The sequence below is a fragment of the Methylobacterium sp. A54F genome, assembly GCF_053346035.1.
In genome coordinates, this window is sequence record NZ_JBKFBF010000002.1 from 86371 (window position 1) to 109586 (window position 23216).

Sequence of the window (23216 nt, forward strand, 5' to 3'; positions counted from 1 at the left end):
CCGCGCGACGTCCTCCCGGGCGGGACAGAGCTGAGCCATGGAAACCCGCGCGAACTACGCCCTCATCGGCGCCTTCACGATCGCGATCGTGCTCGCCGGCTTCGGCTTCGCCTTCTGGCTGAAGGGCGGATCGTCGAGCCAGGTCGCCCAGGCCGTGCGCATCGTCTTCTCCGGCAGCGTCGGCGGCCTCGCCAAGGGGTCGAGCGTCACCTTCAACGGCATCAAGGTCGGCGAGGTGACCGACGTGCGCCTGCTCCCGCAGGACCCGCGGCGGGTCGTGGCGATGGTCAAGGTCGAGCCCACGACCCCCTTGCGGGCCGACACCCGCGCCCGCCTCGATTCGGCGATGCTCACCGGCGTCTCCGTCGTCGCACTGTCCGGCGGCAACGCCGATTCGCCGGCCCTGACGCCGGGCTCGGGCGACCAGATGCCGACGATCTTTGCCGATTCCTCCGACATCCAAGACATGATGGCGGCCGCCAAGCAGATCGCGCAGCGGGCCGACGACGTGCTGCAGCGCCTGGACAAGGTCGTCTCCGGCAACGAGGGCGTCATCAATCGCACGCTCGCCAACGTCGAGTCGTTCTCGAAGACGCTGGCCGATGCCGGCCCCGCCGTGTCGGCCCTGGTGCGGGCCATCGACGGCGAGAAGCTGAACCGCGTCGTGGACAACGCCGACCGCTTCTCGGCGGCTCTGAGCCATTCCGGTCCCGACATCGAGGCAGGCCTCCACGATGCCCGCGCGCTGGCGGCTAAGCTCAGCGCCTCGGCCGACCGCATCGACGGCGTGCTGCGCGGAGCCGAGTCGTTCCTGGGCTCCGCCTCCGGCCAGAGCGGGTCGAGCACTTTCGCGGAGGTTCGCGACGCGGCGATCTCGGTGCGCGACGCGGGCCGGGCCTTCCGCACGCTGTCGGAGAACCTCGACAAGCGCACGGCCAACATCGCGACGAGCTTCGGCCGCCTCTCCGGCAGCGGCCGCCGCGAGGTCGAGGCGCTCTCGTCCGACGGTCAGCGCACGCTCAGCACCCTCAACCGGACGGTGCGGAACCTCGAGCGCGACCCGTCGCAGGTGATCTTCGGCGGCAAGCCGTCGTTGCCCGAATACAACGGTGGGCGGTAATTCCTGCCCGCCCCCCGGCCCATGTGCCGGCCCACACGGCACGTTTCGAGCTTTGCCGTAGTTATCCGTGTCTCGCGCCTGCGCGGCAGGAGATCCCGGATACCTTCATGACGCTCCGCCTCACCGCCCTCGCGCTCGTCCTCGCCGCCGCCCTCGGCGGCTGCGGCGGCGCCGCGCCCCTGACCTTCGACCTCGCGGCCCTGCCGGCCACGGGGCGAGCGGCAGCGAGCGCGCGCTCGATCGTGGTCGCCGAGCCGGTGGGCCTCCAGCCCTTCGAGGCCGACCGCATCATCGTGCGCGAGCCCGGCGGCGGCCTCTCCTTCCTGGGTGGCGGCCAGTGGGCCGACCGGCTGCCCCGGCTGATCCAGACCCGGATCATCCAGAGCCTCGAGAATTCCGGCCGCCTGCGCTCCGTCACCCGGCCGGGCGACAAGGTCGTCTCGGACTACCAGCTGATCAGCGAGATCCGGGCCTTCGACATCGCGGCCGGGTCCGGCGAGGCCGTCGTGGACATGTCCTCGAAGCTGATCGCGGAGGGCACCGGAAAGGTCGTCGCTGCCCGCGTCTTCCAGGCCCGCGTGCCCGTCAAGAAAGTCGATGCCGGAAGCGCAGCCGCGGGCCTCGACGCCGCCCTTGCGATCGTGCTGTCCGACCTCGTGCGCTGGGTGAATTCGGGGCGCTGAGCCGCCCTAGGGGCCGGGGCCCCTACTCCATCACGGCGGCCTTCATGATCACCACCATGATCGCGCGGCCGGGCGCCTCGCCGGTGCAGCGCACGGTATGGGGCCGGTCGCACCGGTAGCGAAGGGTCTCCCCCGCCCGGGCCCGCTGGACCACGCCGCCGATCTCGACCTCGAAGCAGCCCTCGCTGACCGAGAGCGATTCCACCGAGCCGCGCTGGTGAGGATCGGAGTCGAGCACCCCGCCGGAATCGGCGGAGACCTCGTACCATTGCAGCCACTCGACGGTCTTGATCCAGCCGATGATGGCGAGGCGGACGCGGCCGTCCTCGGAGACGAGGATCGGCGTGTCCGACCGCGACGACCGCTCGATGAAGGGCTCCTCGTCGCCGGTGGCGAGCACCCGCTCGATCGAGACGTCGAGGGCTTGGCTGAGGCGCCAGATGGTCGCAAGCGTCGGGTTCGTCTCGTTCCGCTCGATCTGGCTGATGATCGACTTGGCGACGCCGGACTGCTCGGCGAGTTCGGACAGCGACAGGTTGTAGGCCTTGCGAAGCCGCTGGATCGTCTTGCCGAGCTGCCCCGACAGCACCTGCGCCCCGCTCAGCAGATCCCGGCTGCGTCCCCGCTCGATCCGTTCCGCCTGATCCTGCATCGCCCCGAAATCCACGCCACCGTTCCGTTATCCGAACGATCGTACGCTAATTCAAACGCAAACACTGTCGGCACGCAAGGCGCAAAAGCGCGGCGCGAACCGGAACGTCAGCGCCAGAGGGCATGGAAATGATGCACCGGTCCGTGGCCGCGACCGATCTCGATGCGGTCGGCCGCGGCGATCGCGGCCGCGACGTAATCCTTGCCGGCGCGCACGGCGTCGACCAACTCCAATCCCCGTGCGAGTCCCGCCGCGATCGCCGAGGAGAGCGTGCAGCCGGTGCCGTGCGTGTTGCGCGTCGCGATGCGGGGCGCCGCCAGGGCGTGATGCGTGCCGTCCCGCAGCACGAGGTGGTCGATGCTTTGCGGTCCCGTGCCGTGGCCGCCCTTCACCAGGACCGCCTCCGGCCCGAGGGTGAGCAGCCGCCTCGCCTGCCCCACGGCCTCGGCGTCGTCCTGGGCGAGCGGCTCGCCCAGGAGGGCCGCGGCCTCCGGCAGGTTCGGCGTGACGAGGAGGGCCATCGGCAGCAGGCGGCCGCGCAGCGCCTCGACGGCCTCCGGCGGGATCAGCCGGTCTCCGCTCGTCGCGACCATGACCGGATCGAGGATCACCGGCAGCCCGCCGGCCTGCGCCTCCAGGCCCGCCGCAACGGTCTCGATCACGCCCGGCGTCGACAGCATCCCCATCTTCACGGAGCGGACGGCGAGGTCGCCGAAGACGCTCGCGATCTGGGCCGCCACGAACTCCGCCGGCACGGCATGGATGGCCTGCACACCGACGGTGTTCTGAGCCGTCAGCGCGGTGATGACGCTCGCCCCGTAGACGCCGAGTGCCGAGAAGGTCTTGAGATCGGCCTGGATCCCGGCTCCGCCCCCCGAATCCGAGCCTGCGATCGTCACTGCGATCGGGGTCATGGCGCCCCCACCCTGGCCTGCAAGGCCCGGTCGATCCGGTCGCGGAGGTCGCGGGCGCGGGCCTCTACGTCGTCGGCTCCGAACAGCGCCCGGATCACCGCTACGCCGTCCGCCCCGGCCGCGATCACCGCGGCGGCGTTGCTCGAATCGATGCCCGCGATGGCACCCACCGGCAGGTTGCTGCCGCGGGCGAGGCGGGCCCGGAACGCGATGCGGGTGAACCCGTCGAGGCCGACCGGTGGATCCGGGTTGTCCTTGCTCGTGGTGGCGAAGACGCCGCCGATACAGGCGTAGTCCACGGGCAGCCGGTAGAGCTCGTCCGCCTGGGCGCCGGTTTTGAGGGTCAGCCCGATGATGGCCCCCTCGGGCAGGATGCGACGGGCCTCGGCCGGGTGCAGGTCCGATTGGCCGAGATGGACGCCTGCCGCGCCAGAAGCCAGGGCAAGGTCGACCCGGTCGTTGACGAGGAGGGGCGCGCGCCCCGCGAGGCCGACGAGGATCGCGCGGATCCGCGCGAGCGTCGCGCGGGCGTCGTCGATCGACTTCTCGCGATACTGCAGGAGCGTGCAGCCCCCCGCTACGGACGCCGCCGCCATCGCGGCGAGACGGGCCCCATCGCTGCCGCAGACGCCGACATCGAGGATGCCGTAGAGCCTCAGATCGACTGCCGGACCCTTCACCTGCCGAACCTCGCCCCCGCCCAACGAAAGGCCCGGGTTTGCCGGGCGGGACCGGTTTGGGGGGCAACGGGACGGATGGCAAGCCGTGGCGGCGTGCCGAAGGGATCTGCCCGGTTCTCCCGCGCGTTCCGAGACCCGCGCGTTGACGGCGAGGCCCGTCCTACGGCTAAAGCAACCTCAGCGTCGCGCGCTCGCTCGCGGCGGGGTCCGGAGAGTGCACGCGAGGATGGCGGGGATGGAGGCGCGTTCGAGCGGAGGTCCGCGCACGGTCGACAACCCCTCCGCCGTGGGCCTCGTCGCGGTGATCGTCGCCGCGACGGAGGGCGAGCCGCGCGCGCTCACCGTGCAGGTGCCCGGTCAGGCAGTCGGCCGGCAGGAGGGCCTGCCTGCGGGCCCGCTGGTGCCGGAGCACGCCACCCTGGAGCGGGGCCTGCGCGCCTGGGTCGAGCGGCAGACGCACCAGCGCCTCGGCTACGTCGAGCAGCTCTACACCTTCGGCGACCGGGACCGGCAGGCACCCGGCACCGGGAGCGTCCATTCGCTCTCCGTCGCCTACCTCGCCCTGGTCCGGGAGGAGCGCTCCGCGGGCCTCGCCGAGGCCGCCTGGCGCAACTGGTACCGCTACCTGCCCTACGAGGATTTCCGGAGCGGCCGCCCCGCGGCCCTCGACGCGATCGAGCTGCGGCTGCGCGCCTGGGCGGCGGAGCCCGCCGAGGCGAAGCTACGGCGCCTGCGCGAGGACCGGATCGGCCTTACCTTCGGGTTCGGCGGCACCTGGAACGAGGAGCGGGTGCTGGAGCGCTACGAGCTGCTCTTCGAGGCGGGCCTCATCCCCGAGGCCGAAGGCAACGAGGGCGCAGCCCGCCCCGGCGATCCGGCGGGCGTGCCGATGGCGTTCGATCATCGCCGGGTGCTCGCCACGGCGATCGGGCGCCTGCGCGGCAAGATCAAGTACCGCCCGGTGGTGTTCGAGCTGATGCCCCCGACCTTCACGCTGTTCCAGCTTCAGCGCACCGTCGAGGCCCTGTCGGGGACGGAGTTGCACAAGCAGAACTTCCGCCGCCTCGTCGCGCAGCAGGGCCTCGTTGAGGAGACCGACGCGGTCACGAGCGGCCAGGCGGGCCGGCCGGCGAGGCTCGTTCGTTTCCGCCGCGAGGTGCTGCTCGAGCGTCCGGCGCCGGGCTTGCGCCTGACGCCGACCCGGCGGGTTCCCTGAGAAGCTTCAGCCCGGCAGCTGCAAGGGCGCGGGCTTGGGCGGCGCGATGCCGGTTCTGCGCTCCAGAAGTCCCGGCGGCGGCACGGGTGCCTCGATGGTGCAGACCACGCCGCCCGGGGCGAATAGCAGCTCCACCGTGCCGGCGAGCTCCCGCGCGAGGCTGCGCTCAATCAGCCGCGAGCCGAAACCCGTGCGGGTGGGCTGCGTCACCGGCGGACCGCCCCGCTCGGTCCAGCGCAGGAACAGGCGGATCTCGCCTTCGTCGTCGCGCCGCACCGACCACGTGATGTCGACGGTGCCGCCCTCGCGGGACAGCGCGCCGTACTTGACGGCATTGGTGCCGAGCTCGTGCAGCGCCATGGCGATGGAGAGCGCGAGGCGCGGCGGCAGGCGGAGCGGCGGACCGGAGGCGCTGAACCGGGAGCGCACGCCTTCCGCGGTGTCGAGGGGGCGGATCGCGTCCGCCACCACCGTGCCGAGCTCGGCGCCCTCCCAGCTCTCCCGCGTCAGGACGTCGTGCACGCGCGCGAGGGCGAGGAGGCGCGCCTCGAAGGCGGCGCGCGCCGCGCTGGCCTCGTCGCCGTCGAGCCGGCGCAGCGACTGCCCGGCGATGGACTGGACGGTGGCCAGGGTGTTCTTCACCCGGTGGTTCAGCTCGTGGATCAGGAGCAGCAGGTGCTCCTCGGCCTGCTTCGCATCGGTGATGTCGACGTTGCAGCCGGTGTAGCCCAGGAAGGTGCCGGCGTCGTCGAGGCGCGGCACGCCCTCGCAGCGCAGCCAGCGCACGTTGCCGTCCTGATCGACCACCCGGACCTCCATCCGGAACGGGACCCGCGCCGCGAAGGCATCCGCGAAGTTCGTCGAGAATTCGTCGAGGTCCGGCGGGTAGATGATCCGGTGCCAGCCGTCGTTCGCGAGCTCCGAGGCCGGGAGCCCGAACATGTGGTCGAAATGCATGTTGGCGAAGATCACCGAGGCGTGCTCGTCGGTCATCCAGATCAGCGCCGGCGCCGAATCCGCCATGTGGCGGAACCGCGCCTCGCTCTCGCGCAGGGCCGACAGGCCGCGCCGCGTCTCGGCGAGCGCCCGGTCGCGCTCCTCGCCGCGGGTGCGCAGCCGCAGGGATGCCTCGGAAAGGACGTCGCCGAGCCGGCGGATCTCGTGCACCGGCGAGGCGACCCGCGGGATCGCCTCGCCCCGTGCGAGGGCCGGGCCGGACGCCGCGAGCTGCCGCAGGGGGCGCGACACGCGGGACCACAGGTTGACCGCGAGCGCCGAGGAGGTGGCGAGGACGAGGAGCCCGAAGCCGCCGAAGGCCCAGATCCAGCGGCGCAGGCGGGCGTCCACGAGGGCCTGCGGGATGCTGGCTCCGACCGTCCATCCGGTGAGGCGGGAGCGTGCCTCCACGACGATGACCGGGCGGCGCTGGCGGTCCTTGCCCTCCCAGACGCCTGGCGTATCGGTCTGGATCTGGCGCAGGCTGTTGAGCCGCGGCTGGCCGACCACGGAGGGGTCGGGAAGGCGCGCGAGGACGGTGCCCTCGCGATCCGAGATGCCGGTCGTCCAGCCCTCGACGACTTCGCGGGCCAGGATCGATTGCAGGCGCGCGAGCGGAGCCGCAAAGCTCAGGATGTAGCCGACCTCGCCGTCGACCTGGACCGGCACCGCGACCGCGTAGCTCGCCTGCCCGGGGGCCGCACCGGGCATCAGGCCCGACACCATGGCGCGCTGCGTGCCCGAGGTGATCTCCTTGTCGAAGGGAAGGGCCGAGATCGGCAGCGGAGCGCCCCGCTTGACGCCCGTGTTGACCACCTGCTGGCCGTCGGCCTTGCGCAGGACGATGTCGAGGTCGATCGCGTCGCGCACCAGCCGTGCCTGCGCGTCGAAGGCCTCGAACTCGCCCTCGCGCAGGCGCGGCGAGGTCGCGAGCGTCTGCAGGACCGAGACGAGGCCCGCGGTGTCGCGGTCGAGCGAGAGGGCGATTCCGCGCACGTTCTCCCGTGCGTCCTGCTCGAAGCGGGCCCGCTCCGCGGAGGCGTAGCGCATCAGCAGGATCGCGGTGAAGATCAGGCCGGGGCCGATCAGGGCCACCACGAGCGCGATCAGGTAGACCTGCGTCGAGAAGCCCCGCTGCGCCAGGCGCGGAAAGGCCCCGCGGGCGGGTGCCGCCGCGCGTTCGCCGAGCCCGTCGGGCTGTGCCGCCTGGGGATCGACCTCGCCGGTCACGGCCATGCTCGTCGGCTCGCGTGCAGCCCGTGCCGCAGATTCGGATGGATGGCGCGCATGCTCAGGTTCCGCGGGTCGGCCGGTCGATATGGCCGAGGTCCCGCCCGGGGTCGAGGCAGTCCCGGACGCGCTGCTTCAGCGCCTTCACGTCCGGAAACCCGCCGTCGCGAACGCGTTCCCAGATCGTCTCCCGGCCGACCATGACGTTGAAAGCACCCCCCTGCGCCGGGACCAGCGCCACCTCCCCGAGGTCGTCCCGGAAGGTCGACAGGAGTTCCTGCGCCATCCAGGCTGCCCGCAGCAACCAGTTGCACTGGGTGCAGTAGGTGATGGCGACCCGCGGCTTGCCCGGCGTGGTCTGGGGCGTCTCTTCCATGGGTTCAAAGCGCACCGAGCCCCTTCCCTTGTCAACCGGGCGCGGGCCGATTGCGGCCGTGCTGGCGCGGCGCGGAGCCTGATCACACGGGCAGGCTGGCCTGCGCCTCGGGTGCGGGGGCCAGCTCCGTTCCGGTTCGCAGGGCGAGCTGCTGGCGGGCGGTGTAGCGGATATCGGCGTCGTAGCCGCCGCGCTCGATGACGCTCCGCACGAAGGCGTCGCTCATCGCGTCCCAGCGGCGCCCCCGGTTCTCGCCGAAGGTGACGCGCGGCAGCAGCGCGGGCGCCCTCGTCCAGGCGATCAGCGTGGCGATCTCGGCCTCCCGCAGCATCTCCCGCAGGAGGTGGGCGCTCACGTAGGCGTCCGGCCCGGCCCGGTGGGCCGGCAGCCCGGCTGCCTGGTCGAGGCCAGCGGGGCGGCGGGCGTATCGCAGGGCCTGGTTCGCGTGCGAGGGCTCGTCCGGCCACAGCCGCAGGGCGCATTTGTAGGTGCAGATCCAGGGTACGCCGCCCGTGAGCGCGCTTCGGCACCAGCGCCGCTCGAAGGCGGCCCGGTGGGCGGCGAGGGCAGTGAGCGGCCGGCCGGGCGGACGCAGGATGCCGGGTGCGGTCTCCATCCAGGGCGGCGCGCCGGCCACGTGCTCGTCGAGGATGTGATGCACCGCCTGCGTCCGGGCCGGGATGGGGCGCTGCGGGTCGACGTAGCGCGCCCCGCGCTCCGGCCCCACCTGCCAGGTTCCCGCGCGGCACTCGACGTCCTGCCAGCCGATCTCGATGACGGCGTCGCTCCGGAGGCGCGAGCCGGTGGTCTCGAGGTCGACGACGCGGATGACGGCGGTGGGATCGGGCAGCATCTCGGCCCGATATGGCGCGAGCGCCCGGCCGCCGAAACGGCGGAGGCTGCAAAGCCGCGCACCCATGCCTATCTGTCGCACGACGACAGGGCCAAGCTGCGGCCACGAGGAGCGCGTCCACCATGTCCCACAGCTTCGTCATGCCGCGCCGGACACCGCTGGCGGCCCGGATCTTCGGCGCGTTCGTCGCGGCCCTGTTCGCGTCCTGCCTCTCAGGGTGCGGCGCGATCAACCGGGTCCCGACGCTGGAGGAGCAGGCGAAGTCCGCCTGGAGCCAGGTCCAGAACCAGTACCAGCGGCGGGCCGACCTGATCCCGAACCTCGTCGAGACCGTGAAGGGCTACGCCCAGCAGGAGAAGGACGTGCTGACGGGCGTCGCCGAGGCGCGCGCCAAGGCGTCGAGCATCCAGGTCGATGCCGGGACGGTGAGCGATCCGCAGAAGTTCAAGGCCTTCCAGGACGCGCAGAACCAGCTCTCGGGCGCGCTGGGCCGCCTCCTCGTGACGGTCGAGCGCTACCCGGACCTGAAGTCCAACCAGAACTTCCTGGCCCTGCAGTCGCAGCTCGAAGGCACCGAGAACCGGATCGCCGTCGCGCGGCGCGACTACATCGGGGCCGTGCAGGCCTACAACACCGAGATCCGCACCATTCCGGGTCGCTGGATCGCGGGCTGGTTCTACCCCGAGTCGAAGCCGATGGAGACGTTCACCTCGACGCCGAACGCCGACCGGCCGCCGAACGTGAAGTTCTAGGCGCGGATCGCCGCGGGTGCCCGCGATGACCGGCGGCGTCCTGCGTCGCTGCTTCGTGCTCCTCATCCTGCTCGGCGTCGCCGGCGGCGCCGCGGCGGAGCTCGCCCTGCCGGCGCTCACGGGGCGCGTGGTCGACGGCGCGGGCCTCCTCGACGCCGCGACCCGCGAACGGCTCGACGCGAAGCTCAAGGCCTACGAGGACAAGACCTCCGACCAGGTCGTCGTCGCGACCGTGAAGAGCCTCCAGGGGACCACGGTCGAGGATTTCGCCAACCGCCTGTTCCGGGCCTGGGGGCTCGGCAGCCGCAAGAACGACAACGGCGTGCTGCTCCTCGTGGCCCCGTCCGAGCGCAAGGTCCGCATCGAGGTGGGCTACGGCCTCGAAGGGGCGCTGACCGACGCTCTGTCGAAGGTCATCATCACGACGGCGATCGCCCCGCGCTTCAAGTCCGGGGACTACGGCGGCGGGATCGAGGCCGGGCTCGACGCGATCCTGTCCATCCTGGGCGGTGACGCCGAGACGTGGCATCGCCGCGCCGAGGTCCGCAACGACGAGGCCGACCCGGCCCAAGTGATTGCGACACTTCTCGTTTTCATCGTCATCGTCTTCGTGTTCTGGCGCATGAGCGGCGGCCGCAGGGGTCGGCGCGGCGGCGTGATCGTGCTGCCGGGCTCCTTCGGCGGCGGATGGAGCGGCGGCGTCTCCGGCGGCTACGGCGGCGGTTCGGGGGGATTTTCCGACAGCGGTTTCTCGGGCGGCGGCGGGTCGTCCGGCGGCGGGGGGGCATCCGGTGACTGGTGAGCCCGTCCGCCTGTCCGAGGCAGCGCGCGCCGGCATCGCGGCCGCGATTGGCCGGGCGGAGGCCGGGACCTCCGCCGAGATCGTCGTGATGGTGAGCGCCCGGGCGGCGCGCTACCGCAAGGTCGCGCTCCTCGTGGCGCTCCTGGGCGGCCTGGCGCTGCCCTGGGCGCTCCTGTGGCTGACCGCGCTCAGCACTGCCGCGATCCTGCTGGCGCAGGCCGGCGCGGTGCTGGCGATCCTGCTCGTGTTGCTCCACGAGGGCCTGCGCCTCGCCTTCGTGCCGCGATCCCTGCGCCGCAGCCGGGCCGCCGATGCGGCGCGGCTCGCCTTCTGGACCCGCGGGCTCACCCGGACGCAGGGTCGAACCGGGGTGCTGATCTACCTCGCGGCGGCCGAGCGGCACGCCGAGATCGTTGCCGATTCGGGGGTGCTGGCGCGGGTCGGCCCGGAGCCCTGGACGGCGGTCGTCGCCGACCTGATCGAGGCGCTGCGCCGGGGCGAGGACGAGGCCGGGCTGGTGCGGGCGGTGGAGGCGCTCGGCACGATCCTGGCCGGGGTGCTGCCCGCCGGGGCGGCGAACCCGGACGAGCTGCCCAACAGGGTGATCATCGAGTCCGACTGAGGGCGGACAACCCTGTCCGGCGCGTGTCCGGGCGGTGTCCGGCGGCTGTCCGGCGGCTATCCGGGGCGACGGGGGTCAGCCGCCCGTGACGCTCATGTGCCGGGGCACCGCCGCCGGACGGGCCCGCTCGATGATGAAGTCGTGACCCTTGGGCTTGCGGGCGATCGCCTCCACCACGGCCGCCGTGACGAGGGCGTCGTCGGGGGAGGCGCGCAGGGCGGCGCGCAGATCGGCGGCATCCTCCTGGCCGAGGCACATGTACAACTTGCCCGTGCAGGTCAGGCGCACCCTGTTGCAGCTCTCGCAGAAATTGTGCGTCAGCGGCGTGATGAAGCCGAGCCGGCCGCCGGTCTCCTCGACCCGGACGTAGCGGGCCGGGCCGCCGGTGCGGTCGGGCAGCGGTGTCAGGGTGTAGCGGCTCTCAAGGCGCGCCCGCGCCACGGAGAGCGGCAGGAACTGGTCGGTGCGGTCGCCCTCGACCTCGCCGAGGGGCATCACCTCGATGAGGGTCATGTCCATGCCGAGCCCGTGGGCCCAGGCGATCATCCCGGCGATCTCGTCCTCGTTGACGCCCTTCAGGGCGACGGCGTTGATCTTGACCTTGATGCCGCTCGCCCGGGCGGTGGCGATGCCGTCGAGCACGGTTTGCAGGTCCCCGCGCCGGGTGATCGCCCGGAACTTGTCCTGATCGAGCGTGTCGAGGGAGACGTTGATCCGGCGCACCCCGAGGGCGGCGAGCTCCGGGGCGAAGCGGCCGAGCTGCGTGCCGTTGGTGGTGAGGGTCAGCTCGTCGAGCGCGCCGGTGTCGAGGTGGCGCGAGAGGCGGCGGAACAGGTGCATGATGTCGCGCCGCACCAGCGGCTCGCCGCCCGTGATGCGCAGCTTGCGCACGCCGCGGGCGATGAACACGCCGCAGAGCCGGTCGAGCTCCTCCAGGGTCAGCAGGTCGCGCTTCGGGAGGAAGTTCATCTCCTCCGACATGCAGTAGACGCAGCGCAGGTCGCACCGGTCCGTGACGGAGATGCGCAGGTAGGTGATCGCCCGCTGGAACGGGTCGATCAGCGGCGCGACGGAACTCTGCGTCCCTGAACTTTGGGCCTCGGTGCGGGGACCCCACATGCGCGACTCTGCACTCGGGTGTGACGGGGTTTCTGCGGGACGGTCGGGTGACGAACCTAGCATGGCACCGCATATGAGGCGTAGCCTCCCCGCGAGCAAGCGCGGGGGATAGGGCGGGAGCCGGACGAATGAGCACGGAATGCTGGCCGACCGAGATTCGGCTGTCGGGTGACAAGCGCGTCCTCGAGGTCGCCTTCGAGGATGGCGGGCGCTTCGCGCTGCCGGCCGAGTACCTGCGGGTGTCGAGCCCCTCCGCCGAGGTGCAGGGGCATTCGCCCGCGGAGCGCAAGGTGATCGGCGGCAAGGCCGAGGTGATGATCCTCGCCGTCGAGCCGATCGGCAACTACGCGGTGAAGCTGCGCTTCGACGACATGCACGACACCGGCATCTACGGCTGGGACTACCTGCACGCCCTCGGGCGCGACCAGGCGAGCCGCTGGGCCACCTACCTCACCGAGCTGGAGGAGCGCGGCCTCGCCCGTGCCCCGACCCGGGGGGCCGCGAAGGCCTCGGGCGGGTCCTGCGGCAGCGGGTGCGGCTGCCACTGAGCCGGAACGCGAAGGGGCCGGCGTCGCCGCCGGCCCCCCGCAACTCACCGAACGATCGACGCCTCAGCGCTGGACCACCACCCGGGTGCCGACTTTGGCGCGGGTGTAGAGGTCGGTGACGTCCTCGTTGGTCATGCGGATGCAGCCCGACGACACGGCGGTGCCGATTGTCTCCGGCTCGTTGGAGCCGTGGATGCGATAGATCGAGCCGCCGAGATACATGGCGCGGGCGCCGAGCGGGTTCTCCAGGCCGCCCTTCATGTAGCGCGGCAGGTCGGGCCGGCGGCGCAGCATGGTGGCCGGCGGGCGCCAATCCGGCCACTCCCGCTTCATCGTGATGGTCTGCACGCCGCCCCAGGTGAAGCCCGGGCGGCCGACGCCGACGCCGTAGCGCAGCGCCTGGCCGTCGCCGAGCACGTAGTAGAGGCGCCGCTCGGCGGTCGACACCACGATCGTGCCGGCACCGTAGGGCCCGGCGTAGGCGACGGTCTCGCGCGCGATGGCCGACATCTGCGGCACCGCGGAGGCCATCGGGTCGGCCGTGTTGAGGGACGCGTTGGCGGTGGGCACGGCGACCGCCTGGGGACGCACGCGGACGCTGAGCGCGTTGTCCAGCGGCTGGCGCGTCAGCGGATCGATCTCATAGGCGAGTGCGGGCGAGGCCCACGCGGCAGCCGCGCAGACGAGCCCCACGAGTGCGGGAGCGGAACGACGCATCGAAGCCTCTCAAAGACAGGCGGAATCAATGAAAACGCGGGATTGGAACTCGGGGCACGATGCCGTGCCATGCGTCGCCAAGGGGTAAACGTCGGGGCGTCAAAGCCAAGCCTAAAACCCGCGGGATCGGCGCTTCGAACCGCTCCGTGACCCTGTGGCCACACTGTGGCAGCTTTGCCGTAGATTCCGCGCGCTTTCGCGCTAGCTCATGGATTTCGCGAGGGAATTCGACTTGCTCGCTCCGGCGCGCCGGGGCGGTTTCGTGGCGAGATGCAGGTGGCTCGGAGGCGGGGCCCAGTGGAATGCCCGGGCGTTCGATGCCGTGTGCGGACGGCATATCTGCATTCAATATCTGGTCGACCAAAGCGACGAAGACGATTAGGGTCGTCCGGCCCGTTCCCTGAGACTGCGGGCCACCTCTACAGCGCGCTCCACGCAGGTCGGGAGCGCGTTCTTCTGCGGAGCGCCCGGCGAGGCGGCTCTGGTATCGGCGAGGATGCGTGGTCCGGTTGGTACCTCGGATCGTCGGACGGGGGCTTCGACCATCGACCATCGACCGTCGCCACCCCTGCCCGCCGTGATCCTATCGCGATCGAGCGACCTTCAAGGAGGGCTCCAGCGGCTGCGCGATCCCTGGAGGCCTCCTTCGAGGCCCCCTTGCGGGGGCACCTCAGGATGAGGTGGGTGGGTTGGAGAAGCCCTGTGCTGGCCCGTCCCCCAACCGCGACCTCATCCTGAGGTGCGCAGCGAAGCGGAGCCTCGAAGGAGGCATCCAGGGATCTCAAGATCAACCGGAAGGCGCCTTCGCGCGCCCCGGCACGGCTCGGCGCCTTCCGCAGGGCTCACCTCGGGTCCGCAGGCATGGTCCCCGCCCGGCGACCCGCTCAGGCCTCGTCCAGGCCGAGGTCGATGATGGCGGCGCTGTGGGTGATCCAGCCGCAGGAGATCAGGTCGACCCCCGTGGCCGCGACGGCGCCGACCGTCTCGCGGTTGATGCGCCCCGACGCCTCGGCGATGGCCCGGCCGTCGATCATCGCCACCGCCCGGCGGAGCTGGTCCGGGCTCATGTTGTCGAGGAGCACCGCGTCGGCGCCGACCGACAGCGCCTGGTCGAGCTGCTCCAGCGTGTCCACCTCCACCTCGATCTTCACGAGGTGGCCCGTATGGGCGCGGGCGCGCTCGATCGCGGGCACGATCCCCCCCGCCACGGCGACGTGGTTGTCCTTGATCAGCACCGCGTCGTCGAGGCCGAAGCGGTGGTTGGAGCCGCCGCCGGCGCGCACCGCGTGCTTCTCCAGGGCGCGCAGGCCCGGCGTGGTCTTGCGCGTGCAGACGATCTTCGCCCTGCCGTGCGGCCGCGCGGCCTCGACCAGTCCCGCGGTCGCGGTCGCGACGCCGGAGAGGCGGCAGAGCAGGTTCAGGGCGACCCGCTCGGCGGTCAGAATCGCGCGGGCGGGGCCCGCGAGGCGGATCACCACGTCGCCCGGCGCGACGGGGCTCCCGTCCGGACGCTCGACGCTGACCCGGACGGCGGGATCGATCAGCCCGAAGGCGATGGCCGCCGCGTCGGTGCCCGCGACGACGCCCTCCTGGCGGGCGGCGATGACCGCGTCGAGGGTGGCCGTCGCCGGCACGATGGCGTCGGTGGTGATGTCGCCCGCCCGCCCGAGGTCCTCCAGGAGGGCGGCGCGCACGATCGGCTCCACGAGGAGCCGCGGCAGGGGCAGGAGGGCGTCGCGCATGGGGTATCCTGCTGTCAGGGCGTGAGGGCGGGCTCGGCCCGCTCCGCATCGGACTCGACGCCAATCTCGGCGCCAGGCTCGGCGCAAGGCGTCTCGCTGTGGCGCGGGGTCGCCGCGGACGGGAAGTCCGAGCGCCAGTGCGCGCCGCGGCTCTCCTCGCGGGACAGGGCCGCCTCGGCGACCAGCAGCGCCACGAGGGCGGCGTCGTCGGCCATTGCGCGGGGCCGCAGAGCCGCCACCGCCTCGGCGAGGCCGGCGGCGTCGCGCACCACGCCGACCCGGCGGTCCATCAGGCCGCGGATCGCCGCGAGGTCGCTTCGCGCGGCGGGCCGTGGGGCCGTCGAGACGATCGGCGCGGGCGGGGGCGCGTCGAGGCCGTCGGCGATCCAGGCCGCGTAGGCGAGCGCTTCGAGGAGCGAGTTGCTGGCGAGGCGGTTCGCGCCGTGCAGCCCCGTCGAGGCGACCTCGCCGCAGGCGTAGAGGCCCGGCACCGAGCTCGCCCCGGTGGCGTCAACGCGGATGCCGCCCATGTGGTAGTGGGCCGCCGGCCGCACCGGGATCGCCTGCTCGGCCGGGTCGATCCCGGCCGCCGCGCAGAGGGACGCGACAGTGGGGAAGCGGGTCGGCATCCGCCGCCCCAGGCTGCCGCGTGTGTCGAGGAAGACGCGGCGCCCGCGGGCGACCGCCCCGAAGATCGCGCGCGCCACCACGTCCCGCGGGGCGAGGTCGCCGCCGGTGATGCCGGCCATGACGGGCTCGCCGAGATCGTCGACGAGCCGCGCGCCCTCCCCCCGCAGGGCCTCGGTGGCGAGCGGCATCGGGTCGGCGCCCACCGCGATCGCGGTCGGGTGGAACTGCACGAATTCGAGGTCGCGCAGGACCGCGCCGGCCCGTGCCGCGAGGGCGAGACCGCGGCCGGTGGCGCCGCGCGGGTTGGTGGTCGCGGCGTAGAGCGCGCCGAGGCCGCCGGTGGCGAGCACCACGGCCCGGGCCGGGAGGCGGAAGGGCTCGCCGTCCCGCTCGCAGACGAGGCCCGCCACGGCGCCGTTCTCGTCGCGCAGGAGGTCGCGGGCGGAGGCCTCCACCACCTCGATCGAGGCGGTGCGCTGCACGGCCCGGATCAGGCCTTCGAGGACGAAGCGCCCGGTGGCGTCGCCGCCGGCCCGCACGATCCGGCGGCGCCCGTGCGCCGCCTCGAGGCCGAGGGCGAGGGCGCCCGCCTCGGTGCGGTCGAACCGGATGCCCTGCTCCAGGAGCCAGCCGATCAGGCCGGGGCCGGCGGCCGCGACGCGAAGCGCCACCGCCGGATCGGTGAGGCCGGCGCCCGCCGCGCAGGTATCGGCGGCGTGGAGCTCCGGCGCGTCGTCCGCGCCGATGGCCGCGGCGATTCCCCCTTGCGCCCAGCCCGTGGCGGTGCCGAGTCCGAGGGACCCCTCCGTGACGAGGGTGACGGGCCGGGGGCTGAGCCGCAGGGCGGTGGCGAGGCCGGCGACGCCGGACCCCACCACCACCACGCGGTCGGCCGGGTTGCGGCAGAGGGCGTTCATCGGGTCTTGACCGCGAGCATGCGCTCGACCGCGGCGCGCGCCCGGTCGGCGAGCGCCGGGTCGACGGTGACCTCCTGGGTCATCGTCTCCAGCGCGAAGCGGATGTTCTTCAGGCTCATGCGCTTCATGTGCGGGCACATGTTGCAGGGCTTGATGAACTCGATGTCGGGGTTCGCCGCCGCGATGTTGTCGGCCATCGAGCATTCCGTGACGAGGACGACCTGGGGCGGGCGCTTCCGCTCCACGAAGTCCATCATCATCGCGGTCGAGCCCGAGAAGTCCGACTCCGCCACCACCTCCGGCGAGCATTCGGGGTGCGCGATCACGGTGACGCCCGGATAGGCGTCGCGCACCTCGCGGATGTCGGCCGGGGTGAAGCGCTCGTGCACCTCGCAGTGGCCGGCCCAGGTCAGGATCTCGATCTCGGGGAGCGCCGCCTGGACGTTCTGGGCCAGGAACTCGTCCGGGATCATCAGCACGCGGGGCGCACCGAGGGAGCGGATCACCTCGACGGCGTTGCCCGAGGTGCAGCACAGGTCGGATTCGGCCTTCACGGCCGCCGAGGTGTTGACGTAGGTCACCACCGGCACGCCGGGGTAGCGGGCGCGCAGGGCCCGCACGTCGGCCGCTGTGATCGAATCGGCCAGCGAGCAGCCCGCCCGGTCGTCGGGGATCAGCACGGTCTTGCCCGGGTTGAGGAGCTTGGCGGTCTCGGCCATGAAGTGGACGCCGGCGAGCACGATCACCTCGGCCTCCACCTTCGCGGCCTCGCGGGCCAGCGCCAGGCTGTCGCCCACGATGTCCGCCACCGTGTGGAAGATCTCGGGCGCCTGGTAGTTGTGGGCGAGGATCACGGCGTTGCGCTCGCGCTTCAGCCGCAGGATCGCCTCGATGTCGGGCGCCATGGCGGGCCACTCGATCGCCGGGACGTGGCGGCTCACCCGCGCGTAGATCTCGGGCAGCGGGAGCGCGCCGGGTGCTTCGAGAGGCGTGCGGGCCCGGGTCAGCGGGAGCGTGGTGGCCGCCATTGCGTCCTCCTCATTATGCTCACTTTGAGCATTGTGCCGCCTAACTTAGGCGCGCTCGGGCCTCCTGTCCAGATATGCTGAGACTGAGCATAACATTTTGCGGCGCGATGTTTTGGTGTGCGCCGCACCCTCGGGCCCGGGGCCGGCGCGGCCGCGCATCGCCGCGGACCCCCAGCACTGCGGGCGCCGCCGGAGACTGCATCGCGCGTAACCTATGTTGATGCGGCCCGCCCCGCGCCACGCGAGAACCCATCGGGAACGTTTAATCCTCGGCGTTCCCGAGCATTCTCCAGCAATCGATCGGGCCTCGATGACGGACAAGAAGGCATCGCCTGCTGCCGGGGCGGCGACCGTGCCGATGCTGTCGCGGTCCATCCGCGATCACCTCGGCCGCGGCCTCGAAGACATCTACGCGACGCTCAAGGTCACGCCGCCGCCGGACCGCATGGCCGAGCTGATCGCGCGGATCGACGCGGCGATCGGCGAGCTTCACGGCCAGGACGAGCGGGCCTTCCGCGCGGGGCTGCTGGAGGCCTCCGCGAGCCTGCACAACTTCGCCGTCTCCCTGACCCGCAACCCCACCACGGCCGACGACCTCGTGCAGGACACGATGCTGCGCGCCTGGCGCAGCCGGGGCAGCTTCAAGCCGGGCACGAACCTCGGCGCGTGGCTGTTCACGATCATGCGCAACGCCTTCTACAGCGAGCATCGCCGCCGCGCCCGGGAGGTGACGGACACGGACGGGGAGCACGCCCGCCGCCTCGCCACCGTGCCCGAGCAGGGCGGCCACCTCGACCTGCAGGACGCGCGCGCCGCCCTCGACCAGCTCCCCTCCGCGATGCGCGAGGCGCTGATCCTCGTGGCCGTCGAGAACGTCTCCTACGAGGAGGCCGCCGTGATCCTGAACTGCCGCATCGGCACCGTGAAGAGCCGGGTCTGGCGGGCCCGCGACCAGCTCGCCCACCTCCTCGGCTACACGGCCACCGAGGTCGGCGCGGACCACCTCACCCTCTCGGTCGTGGCGGGCGGCCCCCTCGCCATGGAATCCTGAGGCGCGGTTGACGCGGGGGCGCAGGCCGGCGGTAATCCCGAGGCCCGCTGAGAGCCCCGAGCCCGCCCCGTGTCCGACCCCGTCCCGCCCCGCTTCAACGCCGCCCGCCACTGCCTCGCCGAGAACGCCGCGCGCCACCCCGACAAGCCCGCGCTGATCCTGGCGGGCCCCGAGGGCGAGGTGGCGCGCCTGAGCTTCGGCGAGGTCGACCGGGCCGTGCGCGGCATCGCGGCGGGCCTTCTCGCGATGGGCCTGCGCGCCGGCGACCGGGTGATGATCCGCCTCGGCAACGAGCCCGACTACGTCCTCGTCTACTTCGGCGCGCTCGCCGCCGGCCTCGTCGCCCTGCCGGCCTCGCCGCAGCTCACCGAGGCGGAGGCCGCCTTCCTGATGGAGAATTCAGGCGCGGGCGCCGTGGTGGTCGGCGCGGGCTCCGCGCTCGATCCGGGCGCCCTCGGCGGCCGCCTGCGGCTCGGGCCCGAGGACGTCGCCGCCCTGAAGGCCGCCGCGCCCGCCCTCGGCTACGCCGACACGGCGGCCGACGACCCCGCGACCCTCGTCTACACCTCCGGCACCACGAGCCGCCCGAAGGGCGTGCTGCACGCGCACCGGGCGGTCTGGGGGCGGCGCCCGATGCACGCGCACTGGCTCGGGCTCACCGGTACCGACGTGATGCTGCACGCCGGCACCATGAACTGGACCTACACCCTCGGCGTCGGCATCACCGACCCCTGGTCGGTCGGCGCCACCACGGTGCTCTACGACGGCCCGCGCGACCCCGGGATCTGGCCCCGGCTGATCGACGCGCACGGCGCCACCCTGTTCGCCGCGGTGCCGACCGTGTTCCGCCAGATCCTCAAGTACGCCGACCCCGCGGGGCTCGCGATGCCGAGCCTGCGCCACGGCATCACGGCGGGCGAGGCGCTGCCGCCCGACCTCCTCGCCGCCTGGGCGGCGGCCACGGGGCGCCCGCTCTACGAGGCGCTCGGCATGAGCGAGGTCTCGACCTACGTCTCCACGGGCCCGACCGTGCCGGTGCGCCCCGGCTCGCCGGGCAAGCCCCAGCCCGGCCGGCGCGTGGCGATCCTGCCCGTCGAGGGCGTGGCCGAGCCGCTGCCGCCCGGCGAGACCGGCCTCCTCGCCGTCCACCGCTCGGAGCCGGGGCTGATGCTCGGCTACTGGAACCGCCCCGAGGAGGAGCGCCAGGTGATGCGCGGCGACTGGTTCGCGGGCGGCGACCTCGCGCGCCTCGACGCGGACGGCTACCTCTGGTTCGAGGGCCGCAACGACGACCTGATGAACGCCATGGGCTACCGCGTCTCGCCGAACGAGGTCGAGGGCGTGCTGGCCGAGCACCCGGACGTGGCGGAGGTGGGCGTCGCGGAACTGCGGGTGCGCGCCGACGTGTCGGTCGTGTGCGGCTTCGTGGTGCCCCGCGAGGGCGCCGCCGAGGACGCCGAGGCCCTCCTCGCCTGGTGCCGCGAGCGGCTCGCCGCCTACAAGGTGCCGCGGGAGATCCGCTTCCTGGCGAGCCTGCCGCGGACGCCGAACGGCAAGGTGCAGCGCAAGCGCCTCGGCGCGGCGGCGGAACTTGTCGGCGCCGACGCGCCCCGATAAGCGGCCCCCATGCCCGCGCTGCCGCTCTCCGTCTTCATCATCGCCAAGAACGAGGCGGACCGCATCGGCGCCACCATCCGCGCGGTGCGCGACCTGACCGACGACCTCGTGGTCGTCGATTCGGGCTCGCAGGACGGCACGCAGGCGCTCGCCGAATCGCTCGGCGCCCGGGTGATCCACAACCCCTGGCCCGGCTACGGCCCGCAGAAGCGCTTCGCCGAGGAGCAGTGCCGCCACGTCTGGCTCCTCAACGTCGACGCCGACGAGGTGGTCCCGCCCGACCTCGCCGCCCGCATCCGCGCCCTGTTCGCGGCCGGCGAGCCGAGCCGCCCCGCTTGGCGCATCGGCATCGCCGAGATCTTCCCGGGCGAGCGGCGCCCTCACCCCCTCGCCTACACGCTGACGCCGGTGCGGCTCTACCGGCGCGACCGGGGCCGCTACTCGCCCTCCCCCGTCCACGACCGCGTCGACCTCGAGCCCGGCATCGTGCCGGGGCGGCTCAAGGGCGTGATCCACCACTTCTCGGTGCGCTCGCTCGGCGACCAGCTCGACAAGCTGAACCGCTACTCCGACCAGCAGGCGGACGACCTCGCCGCCCGCGGCGTCGCGATCCCGAGCTGGCGCGTCTTCGTCGAGCTGCCGGGCAACTTCCTGAAGGCGTATCTGGGCCGCCGCCACTTCGTGCGGGGCGTCTACGGCTTCCTCACCGCCATGAACTACGCCATCTCGCGCCACCTGCGCGTCGCCAAGCACTACGAGCGCCGCACCCGCGGCACGCCCGCGCCCGACGCCACGAGGGCCCCGAACTCGCGTTGACGCTGCCGAGCCCCAGGGTGGGCTGGGCGTCTCGTGACACGGGATGACGGCGGTGCCTGTCCGCCCCCAACCCCGTCATCCCGGGGCGCCGCAGGCGAGCCCGGGATCCAGACCCGCCGAGGCGGCAGGACAAGACACCGTCGGCGGCTCTGGATTCCGGGCTCCGCTGCGCGGCCCCGGAATGAGGGCGGTGGGGGCCGGGACCGGGGGACCCGGCCTCGACCCGGGTTCGGAACTCTGGCGCCCCCACGAAGCGGGTTGACCCGCCCGGGGCGAGCTTCTAGACGCAGAGAGCGTGGAGACGTGGCCGAGCGGCTGAAGGCACTCGTTTGCTAAATGAGCATACCCAGAAATGGGTATCGAGGGTTCGAATCCCTCCGTCTCCGCCACTCGATTGTGTAAGTCCTGAAATCTAAAGCTTTTTCGGGTCGGGCCGTGCCCGATTGAGGCAAGACCCTGCGCTTGCTCGCTGATCTACTGCGCGAGGCCTCGTAAAGCCTCCTGCCGCGAATCCCCCGCCTCCCTCTACCCCGACACGGGACGCGCCACGCCGATCGGCGCCGGCTCCGCCGCCGGCCTGCCGCGGTCCGCCCCGCGCGAGCGCAGCGCGAAGGCGCGGGTGTTCCAGGTGGTCACGGCGACCTCCGAGACCAGGAGGCCGATGAGCGCGTAGGCCGAGGGCAGGGTCAGCAGCAGCGGGATCATCACCAGGAAGCCGAGGCCGGCGCCGATGGCGGCGCCCGTGGCGATGACGCGGAACTGGGCCGCGGCCTCCAGGAAGGCGCGGGGGATCGCGTAGAGGAGCGACACCGTCACGATGCTCCACACGCCGAGGCCGATGCCGTTCATCGGCTCGTGGGCGAAGCGGCCCTTGAACAGCACGTGCTCGATGAGCGGCAGCGCCGTCCACATGGCGAGGCCGTAGACGAGGCAGCCGCCCGCGATGGTGACGGTGCTGCGCACCACGAGCCGCCGGGCCGCCCGGAGCTTGTTGTCGGCGAGCAGCCCCGTGATCTCGGGCAGGACGGCGTTGGTGAGCGCGTTCGTGGGGATGCGGAGCGGCGCGAACAGCACGAGGGTCGCGGCGATCGGCGCGTAGGCCGCCGGGCCGGCGATCAGCGCGAAGAGCAGGGTCAGCCCCTGGCCCTGGACGTTGATGCTGGTGATGCCGACGAGCGACCAGACGAGCGTCGGCCAGATGGCGAGGTAGCGCCGCCAGACCGGCGGGCGGAACGACAGGCGTACCGGCTGGCCGAGGGCGACGAGCGCCACCACGATGCCGATGGCGTGGGCCGCCGCCACGGAGACGAAGGCGAGTTCGAGCACCGCCAGCCCCGCACCGTGGATCAGCAGGCCCCCCAGCACCGTGCCCGTGACCGCGTAGACCATGTCGCTGAGGCCCGCGATGGTCGAGCCCTTCCGGGCCAGCAGCACGATGCGCAGGTAGCTCCGGAACGCGTAGAGGCCGACGAAGGCGCCCCCCGCCAGGGCGCCCCAGGGGCCCAGGGCGGGGATCAGCACGAGGCTCACCGCGACGACCATCAGGGTCGCGACGAGCGTGGCGCCGGAGCCGAACGAGACGTCGTAGCCCCGTTCCGCCGGCCGGCCGACGCTGCGGGCGAGGAACAGGGTCGCAGGCACCGCCACCAGCGCGCGGATGTAGGTGATGCCCACGGCGCCGATGGTGAAGACGATCGCGAACAGGCCGTAATCGTGCGCGCTCAGTTCGCGCACCAGCACCACGTTCAGCAGGAAGTGGAACAGGCTCTGGACCAGCTCGCCGGACAGGATCACGGCGAAGCGTCCGCCGAAGCGGCTCAGGGGCGGCATCCTCACGCCGGAACTCCCGGGCTGTGGTGCGGACGGGTCGTCATGGCGCTCTCCGGGGCCGGGCGGAACGCGCGCATCCCGCGGTTCCGGCCGATGATCGCACTCGCAAGTGATCGTTAGCGAAGGTCAAGTCAACCTGTCCTTGCAATTGCAGGGCCGGTCTGTCCGAGAGCACGACTTGCCTCCGCAAGACCTCGGACTGTCTCAGAACGGGAGCGTGCTCCGAAAATGAAACACTTCAGAAGCAATTGGCCGATCCTAGTCTGGGCCACAACGCACGAGGCCGCCGGGACGGCGCTCGGGCC

The 23216-nt window shown here is 72.5% G+C and carries 22 protein-coding genes and 1 tRNA gene; 11 read left to right on the forward strand and 12 right to left on the reverse strand.

Annotation, left to right across the window (positions count from 1 at the left end; translation table 11 throughout):
• The first annotated feature begins 37 nt into the window (after positions 1-37).
• Positions 38-1120: an MlaD family protein gene (locus tag ACLBXP_RS04095; RefSeq protein ID WP_447666298.1), complete on the forward strand. Its 1083-nt coding sequence runs from the start codon at positions 38-40 to the stop codon at positions 1118-1120.
• 107 nt (positions 1121-1227) lie between these two features.
• Positions 1228-1803 (forward strand): ABC-type transport auxiliary lipoprotein family protein, encoded by a 576-nt coding sequence (locus ACLBXP_RS04100; RefSeq protein ID WP_447666299.1) that lies wholly within the window; start codon positions 1228-1230, stop codon positions 1801-1803.
• 22 nt (positions 1804-1825) lie between these two features.
• On the opposite strand, the gene ACLBXP_RS04105 is transcribed toward ACLBXP_RS04100, so the two are convergent.
• The 3 genes from ACLBXP_RS04105 to thiE form a co-directional block, all read right to left on the reverse strand.
• Complete coding sequence (locus ACLBXP_RS04105; protein ID WP_447666712.1) at positions 1826-2455, reverse strand: helix-turn-helix domain-containing protein; 630 nt, start codon at positions 2453-2455, stop codon at positions 1826-1828.
• A gap of 107 nt (positions 2456-2562) precedes the next feature.
• Positions 2563-3369 (reverse strand): bifunctional hydroxymethylpyrimidine kinase/phosphomethylpyrimidine kinase, encoded by an 807-nt coding sequence (gene thiD, locus ACLBXP_RS04110; RefSeq protein ID WP_447666300.1) that lies wholly within the window; start codon positions 3367-3369, stop codon positions 2563-2565.
• Complete coding sequence (gene thiE / locus ACLBXP_RS04115; RefSeq protein WP_447666301.1) at positions 3366-4049, reverse strand: thiamine phosphate synthase; 684 nt, start codon at positions 4047-4049, stop codon at positions 3366-3368. The genes thiD and thiE overlap by 4 nt, the downstream gene beginning before the upstream one ends.
• A 226-nt stretch (positions 4050-4275) precedes the next feature.
• Here thiE and ACLBXP_RS04120 point away from each other — a divergent pair, with 226 nt between their 5' ends.
• Positions 4276-5265, forward strand: coding sequence for an NUDIX hydrolase (locus ACLBXP_RS04120; RefSeq protein WP_447666302.1), 990 nt, complete (start codon positions 4276-4278; stop codon positions 5263-5265).
• Between the two features lie 6 nt (positions 5266-5271).
• On the opposite strand, the gene ACLBXP_RS04125 is transcribed toward ACLBXP_RS04120, so the two are convergent.
• From ACLBXP_RS04125 to ACLBXP_RS04135, 3 genes are all read right to left on the reverse strand, one after another.
• Complete coding sequence (locus ACLBXP_RS04125) at positions 5272-7497, reverse strand: HWE histidine kinase domain-containing protein (protein WP_447666303.1); 2226 nt, start codon at positions 7495-7497, stop codon at positions 5272-5274.
• A 55-nt stretch (positions 7498-7552) separates the two neighbouring features.
• Positions 7553-7867 (reverse strand): SelT/SelW/SelH family protein, encoded by a 315-nt coding sequence (locus ACLBXP_RS04130; protein ID WP_447666304.1) that lies wholly within the window; start codon positions 7865-7867, stop codon positions 7553-7555.
• Between the two features lie 82 nt (positions 7868-7949).
• Positions 7950-8720: a 3'-5' exonuclease gene (locus ACLBXP_RS04135; RefSeq protein ID WP_447666305.1), complete on the reverse strand. Its 771-nt coding sequence runs from the start codon at positions 8718-8720 to the stop codon at positions 7950-7952.
• Positions 8721-8842: 122 nt separating this feature from the next.
• Between ACLBXP_RS04135 and ACLBXP_RS04140 the strand changes: the two genes are divergently transcribed.
• Genes ACLBXP_RS04140 through ACLBXP_RS04150 form a run of 3 tightly spaced genes read left to right on the forward strand, consistent with a single transcriptional unit; the run spans position 8843 to position 10896 of the window.
• On the forward strand, positions 8843-9472 hold the full coding sequence (locus ACLBXP_RS04140) for a LemA family protein (RefSeq protein WP_447666306.1): 630 nt from the start codon (positions 8843-8845) through the stop codon (positions 9470-9472).
• 25 nt (positions 9473-9497) lie between these two features.
• Complete coding sequence (locus ACLBXP_RS04145) at positions 9498-10274, forward strand: TPM domain-containing protein (RefSeq protein ID WP_447666713.1); 777 nt, start codon at positions 9498-9500, stop codon at positions 10272-10274.
• Positions 10264-10896, forward strand: a complete 633-nt coding sequence (locus ACLBXP_RS04150) for a TPM domain-containing protein (protein WP_447666307.1) — start codon at positions 10264-10266, stop codon at positions 10894-10896. Before ACLBXP_RS04145 ends, ACLBXP_RS04150 begins: the two co-directional genes overlap by 11 nt.
• 75 nt (positions 10897-10971) lie before the next feature.
• Here the strand turns inward: ACLBXP_RS04150 and moaA are convergent, their stop codons facing one another.
• On the reverse strand, positions 10972-12015 hold the full coding sequence (gene moaA, locus ACLBXP_RS04155; RefSeq protein ID WP_447666308.1) for a GTP 3',8-cyclase MoaA: 1044 nt from the start codon (positions 12013-12015) through the stop codon (positions 10972-10974).
• Positions 12016-12143: 128 nt separating this feature from the next.
• Between moaA and ACLBXP_RS04160 the strand changes: the two genes are divergently transcribed.
• The gene (locus ACLBXP_RS04160) at positions 12144-12563 is read left to right on the forward strand and encodes a gamma-butyrobetaine hydroxylase-like domain-containing protein (protein WP_447666309.1); all 420 of its coding nucleotides are present in this window, start codon (positions 12144-12146) and stop codon (positions 12561-12563) included.
• Between the two features lie 63 nt (positions 12564-12626).
• Here the strand turns inward: ACLBXP_RS04160 and ACLBXP_RS04165 are convergent, their stop codons facing one another.
• The 4 genes from ACLBXP_RS04165 to nadA form a co-directional block, all read right to left on the reverse strand.
• The gene (locus ACLBXP_RS04165; RefSeq protein ID WP_447666310.1) at positions 12627-13280 is read right to left on the reverse strand and encodes a L,D-transpeptidase; all 654 of its coding nucleotides are present in this window, start codon (positions 13278-13280) and stop codon (positions 12627-12629) included.
• An 884-nt stretch (positions 13281-14164) separates the two neighbouring features.
• Positions 14165-15022 carry a carboxylating nicotinate-nucleotide diphosphorylase gene (gene nadC / locus ACLBXP_RS04170; RefSeq protein WP_447666311.1) on the reverse strand — a complete coding sequence of 286 codons (858 nt, stop codon included), beginning with the start codon at positions 15020-15022 and terminating at the stop codon, positions 14165-14167.
• A 14-nt stretch (positions 15023-15036) separates the two neighbouring features.
• Entirely contained in the window at positions 15037-16569 is a 1533-nt protein-coding gene (locus tag ACLBXP_RS04175; RefSeq protein ID WP_447666312.1) for an L-aspartate oxidase, read from the reverse strand.
• On the reverse strand, positions 16566-17597 hold the full coding sequence (gene nadA / locus ACLBXP_RS04180; protein WP_447666313.1) for a quinolinate synthase NadA: 1032 nt from the start codon (positions 17595-17597) through the stop codon (positions 16566-16568). The genes ACLBXP_RS04175 and nadA overlap by 4 nt, the downstream gene beginning before the upstream one ends.
• A gap of 310 nt (positions 17598-17907) precedes the next feature.
• Here nadA and ACLBXP_RS04185 point away from each other — a divergent pair, with 310 nt between their 5' ends.
• The 4 genes from ACLBXP_RS04185 to ACLBXP_RS04200 all read left to right on the forward strand — a co-directional run bounded on the left by ACLBXP_RS04185 (position 17908) and on the right by ACLBXP_RS04200 (position 21470).
• Positions 17908-18648 carry a sigma-70 family RNA polymerase sigma factor gene (locus tag ACLBXP_RS04185; RefSeq protein ID WP_447666314.1) on the forward strand — a complete coding sequence of 247 codons (741 nt, stop codon included), beginning with the start codon at positions 17908-17910 and terminating at the stop codon, positions 18646-18648.
• A 69-nt stretch (positions 18649-18717) separates the two neighbouring features.
• Positions 18718-20265, forward strand: a complete 1548-nt coding sequence (locus ACLBXP_RS04190) for a class I adenylate-forming enzyme family protein (protein ID WP_447666315.1) — start codon at positions 18718-18720, stop codon at positions 20263-20265.
• Between the two features lie 9 nt (positions 20266-20274).
• On the forward strand, positions 20275-21081 hold the full coding sequence (locus ACLBXP_RS04195) for a glycosyltransferase family 2 protein (protein ID WP_447666316.1): 807 nt from the start codon (positions 20275-20277) through the stop codon (positions 21079-21081).
• A 297-nt stretch (positions 21082-21378) separates the two neighbouring features.
• A tRNA-Ser gene (locus ACLBXP_RS04200) sits at positions 21379-21470 on the forward strand.
• Between the two features lie 136 nt (positions 21471-21606).
• Here ACLBXP_RS04200 and ACLBXP_RS04205 read toward each other — a convergent pair.
• Positions 21607-22911 carry a hypothetical protein gene (locus ACLBXP_RS04205; protein ID WP_447666714.1) on the reverse strand — a complete coding sequence of 435 codons (1305 nt, stop codon included), beginning with the start codon at positions 22909-22911 and terminating at the stop codon, positions 21607-21609.
• Positions 22912-23216: the final 305 nt, after the last annotated feature.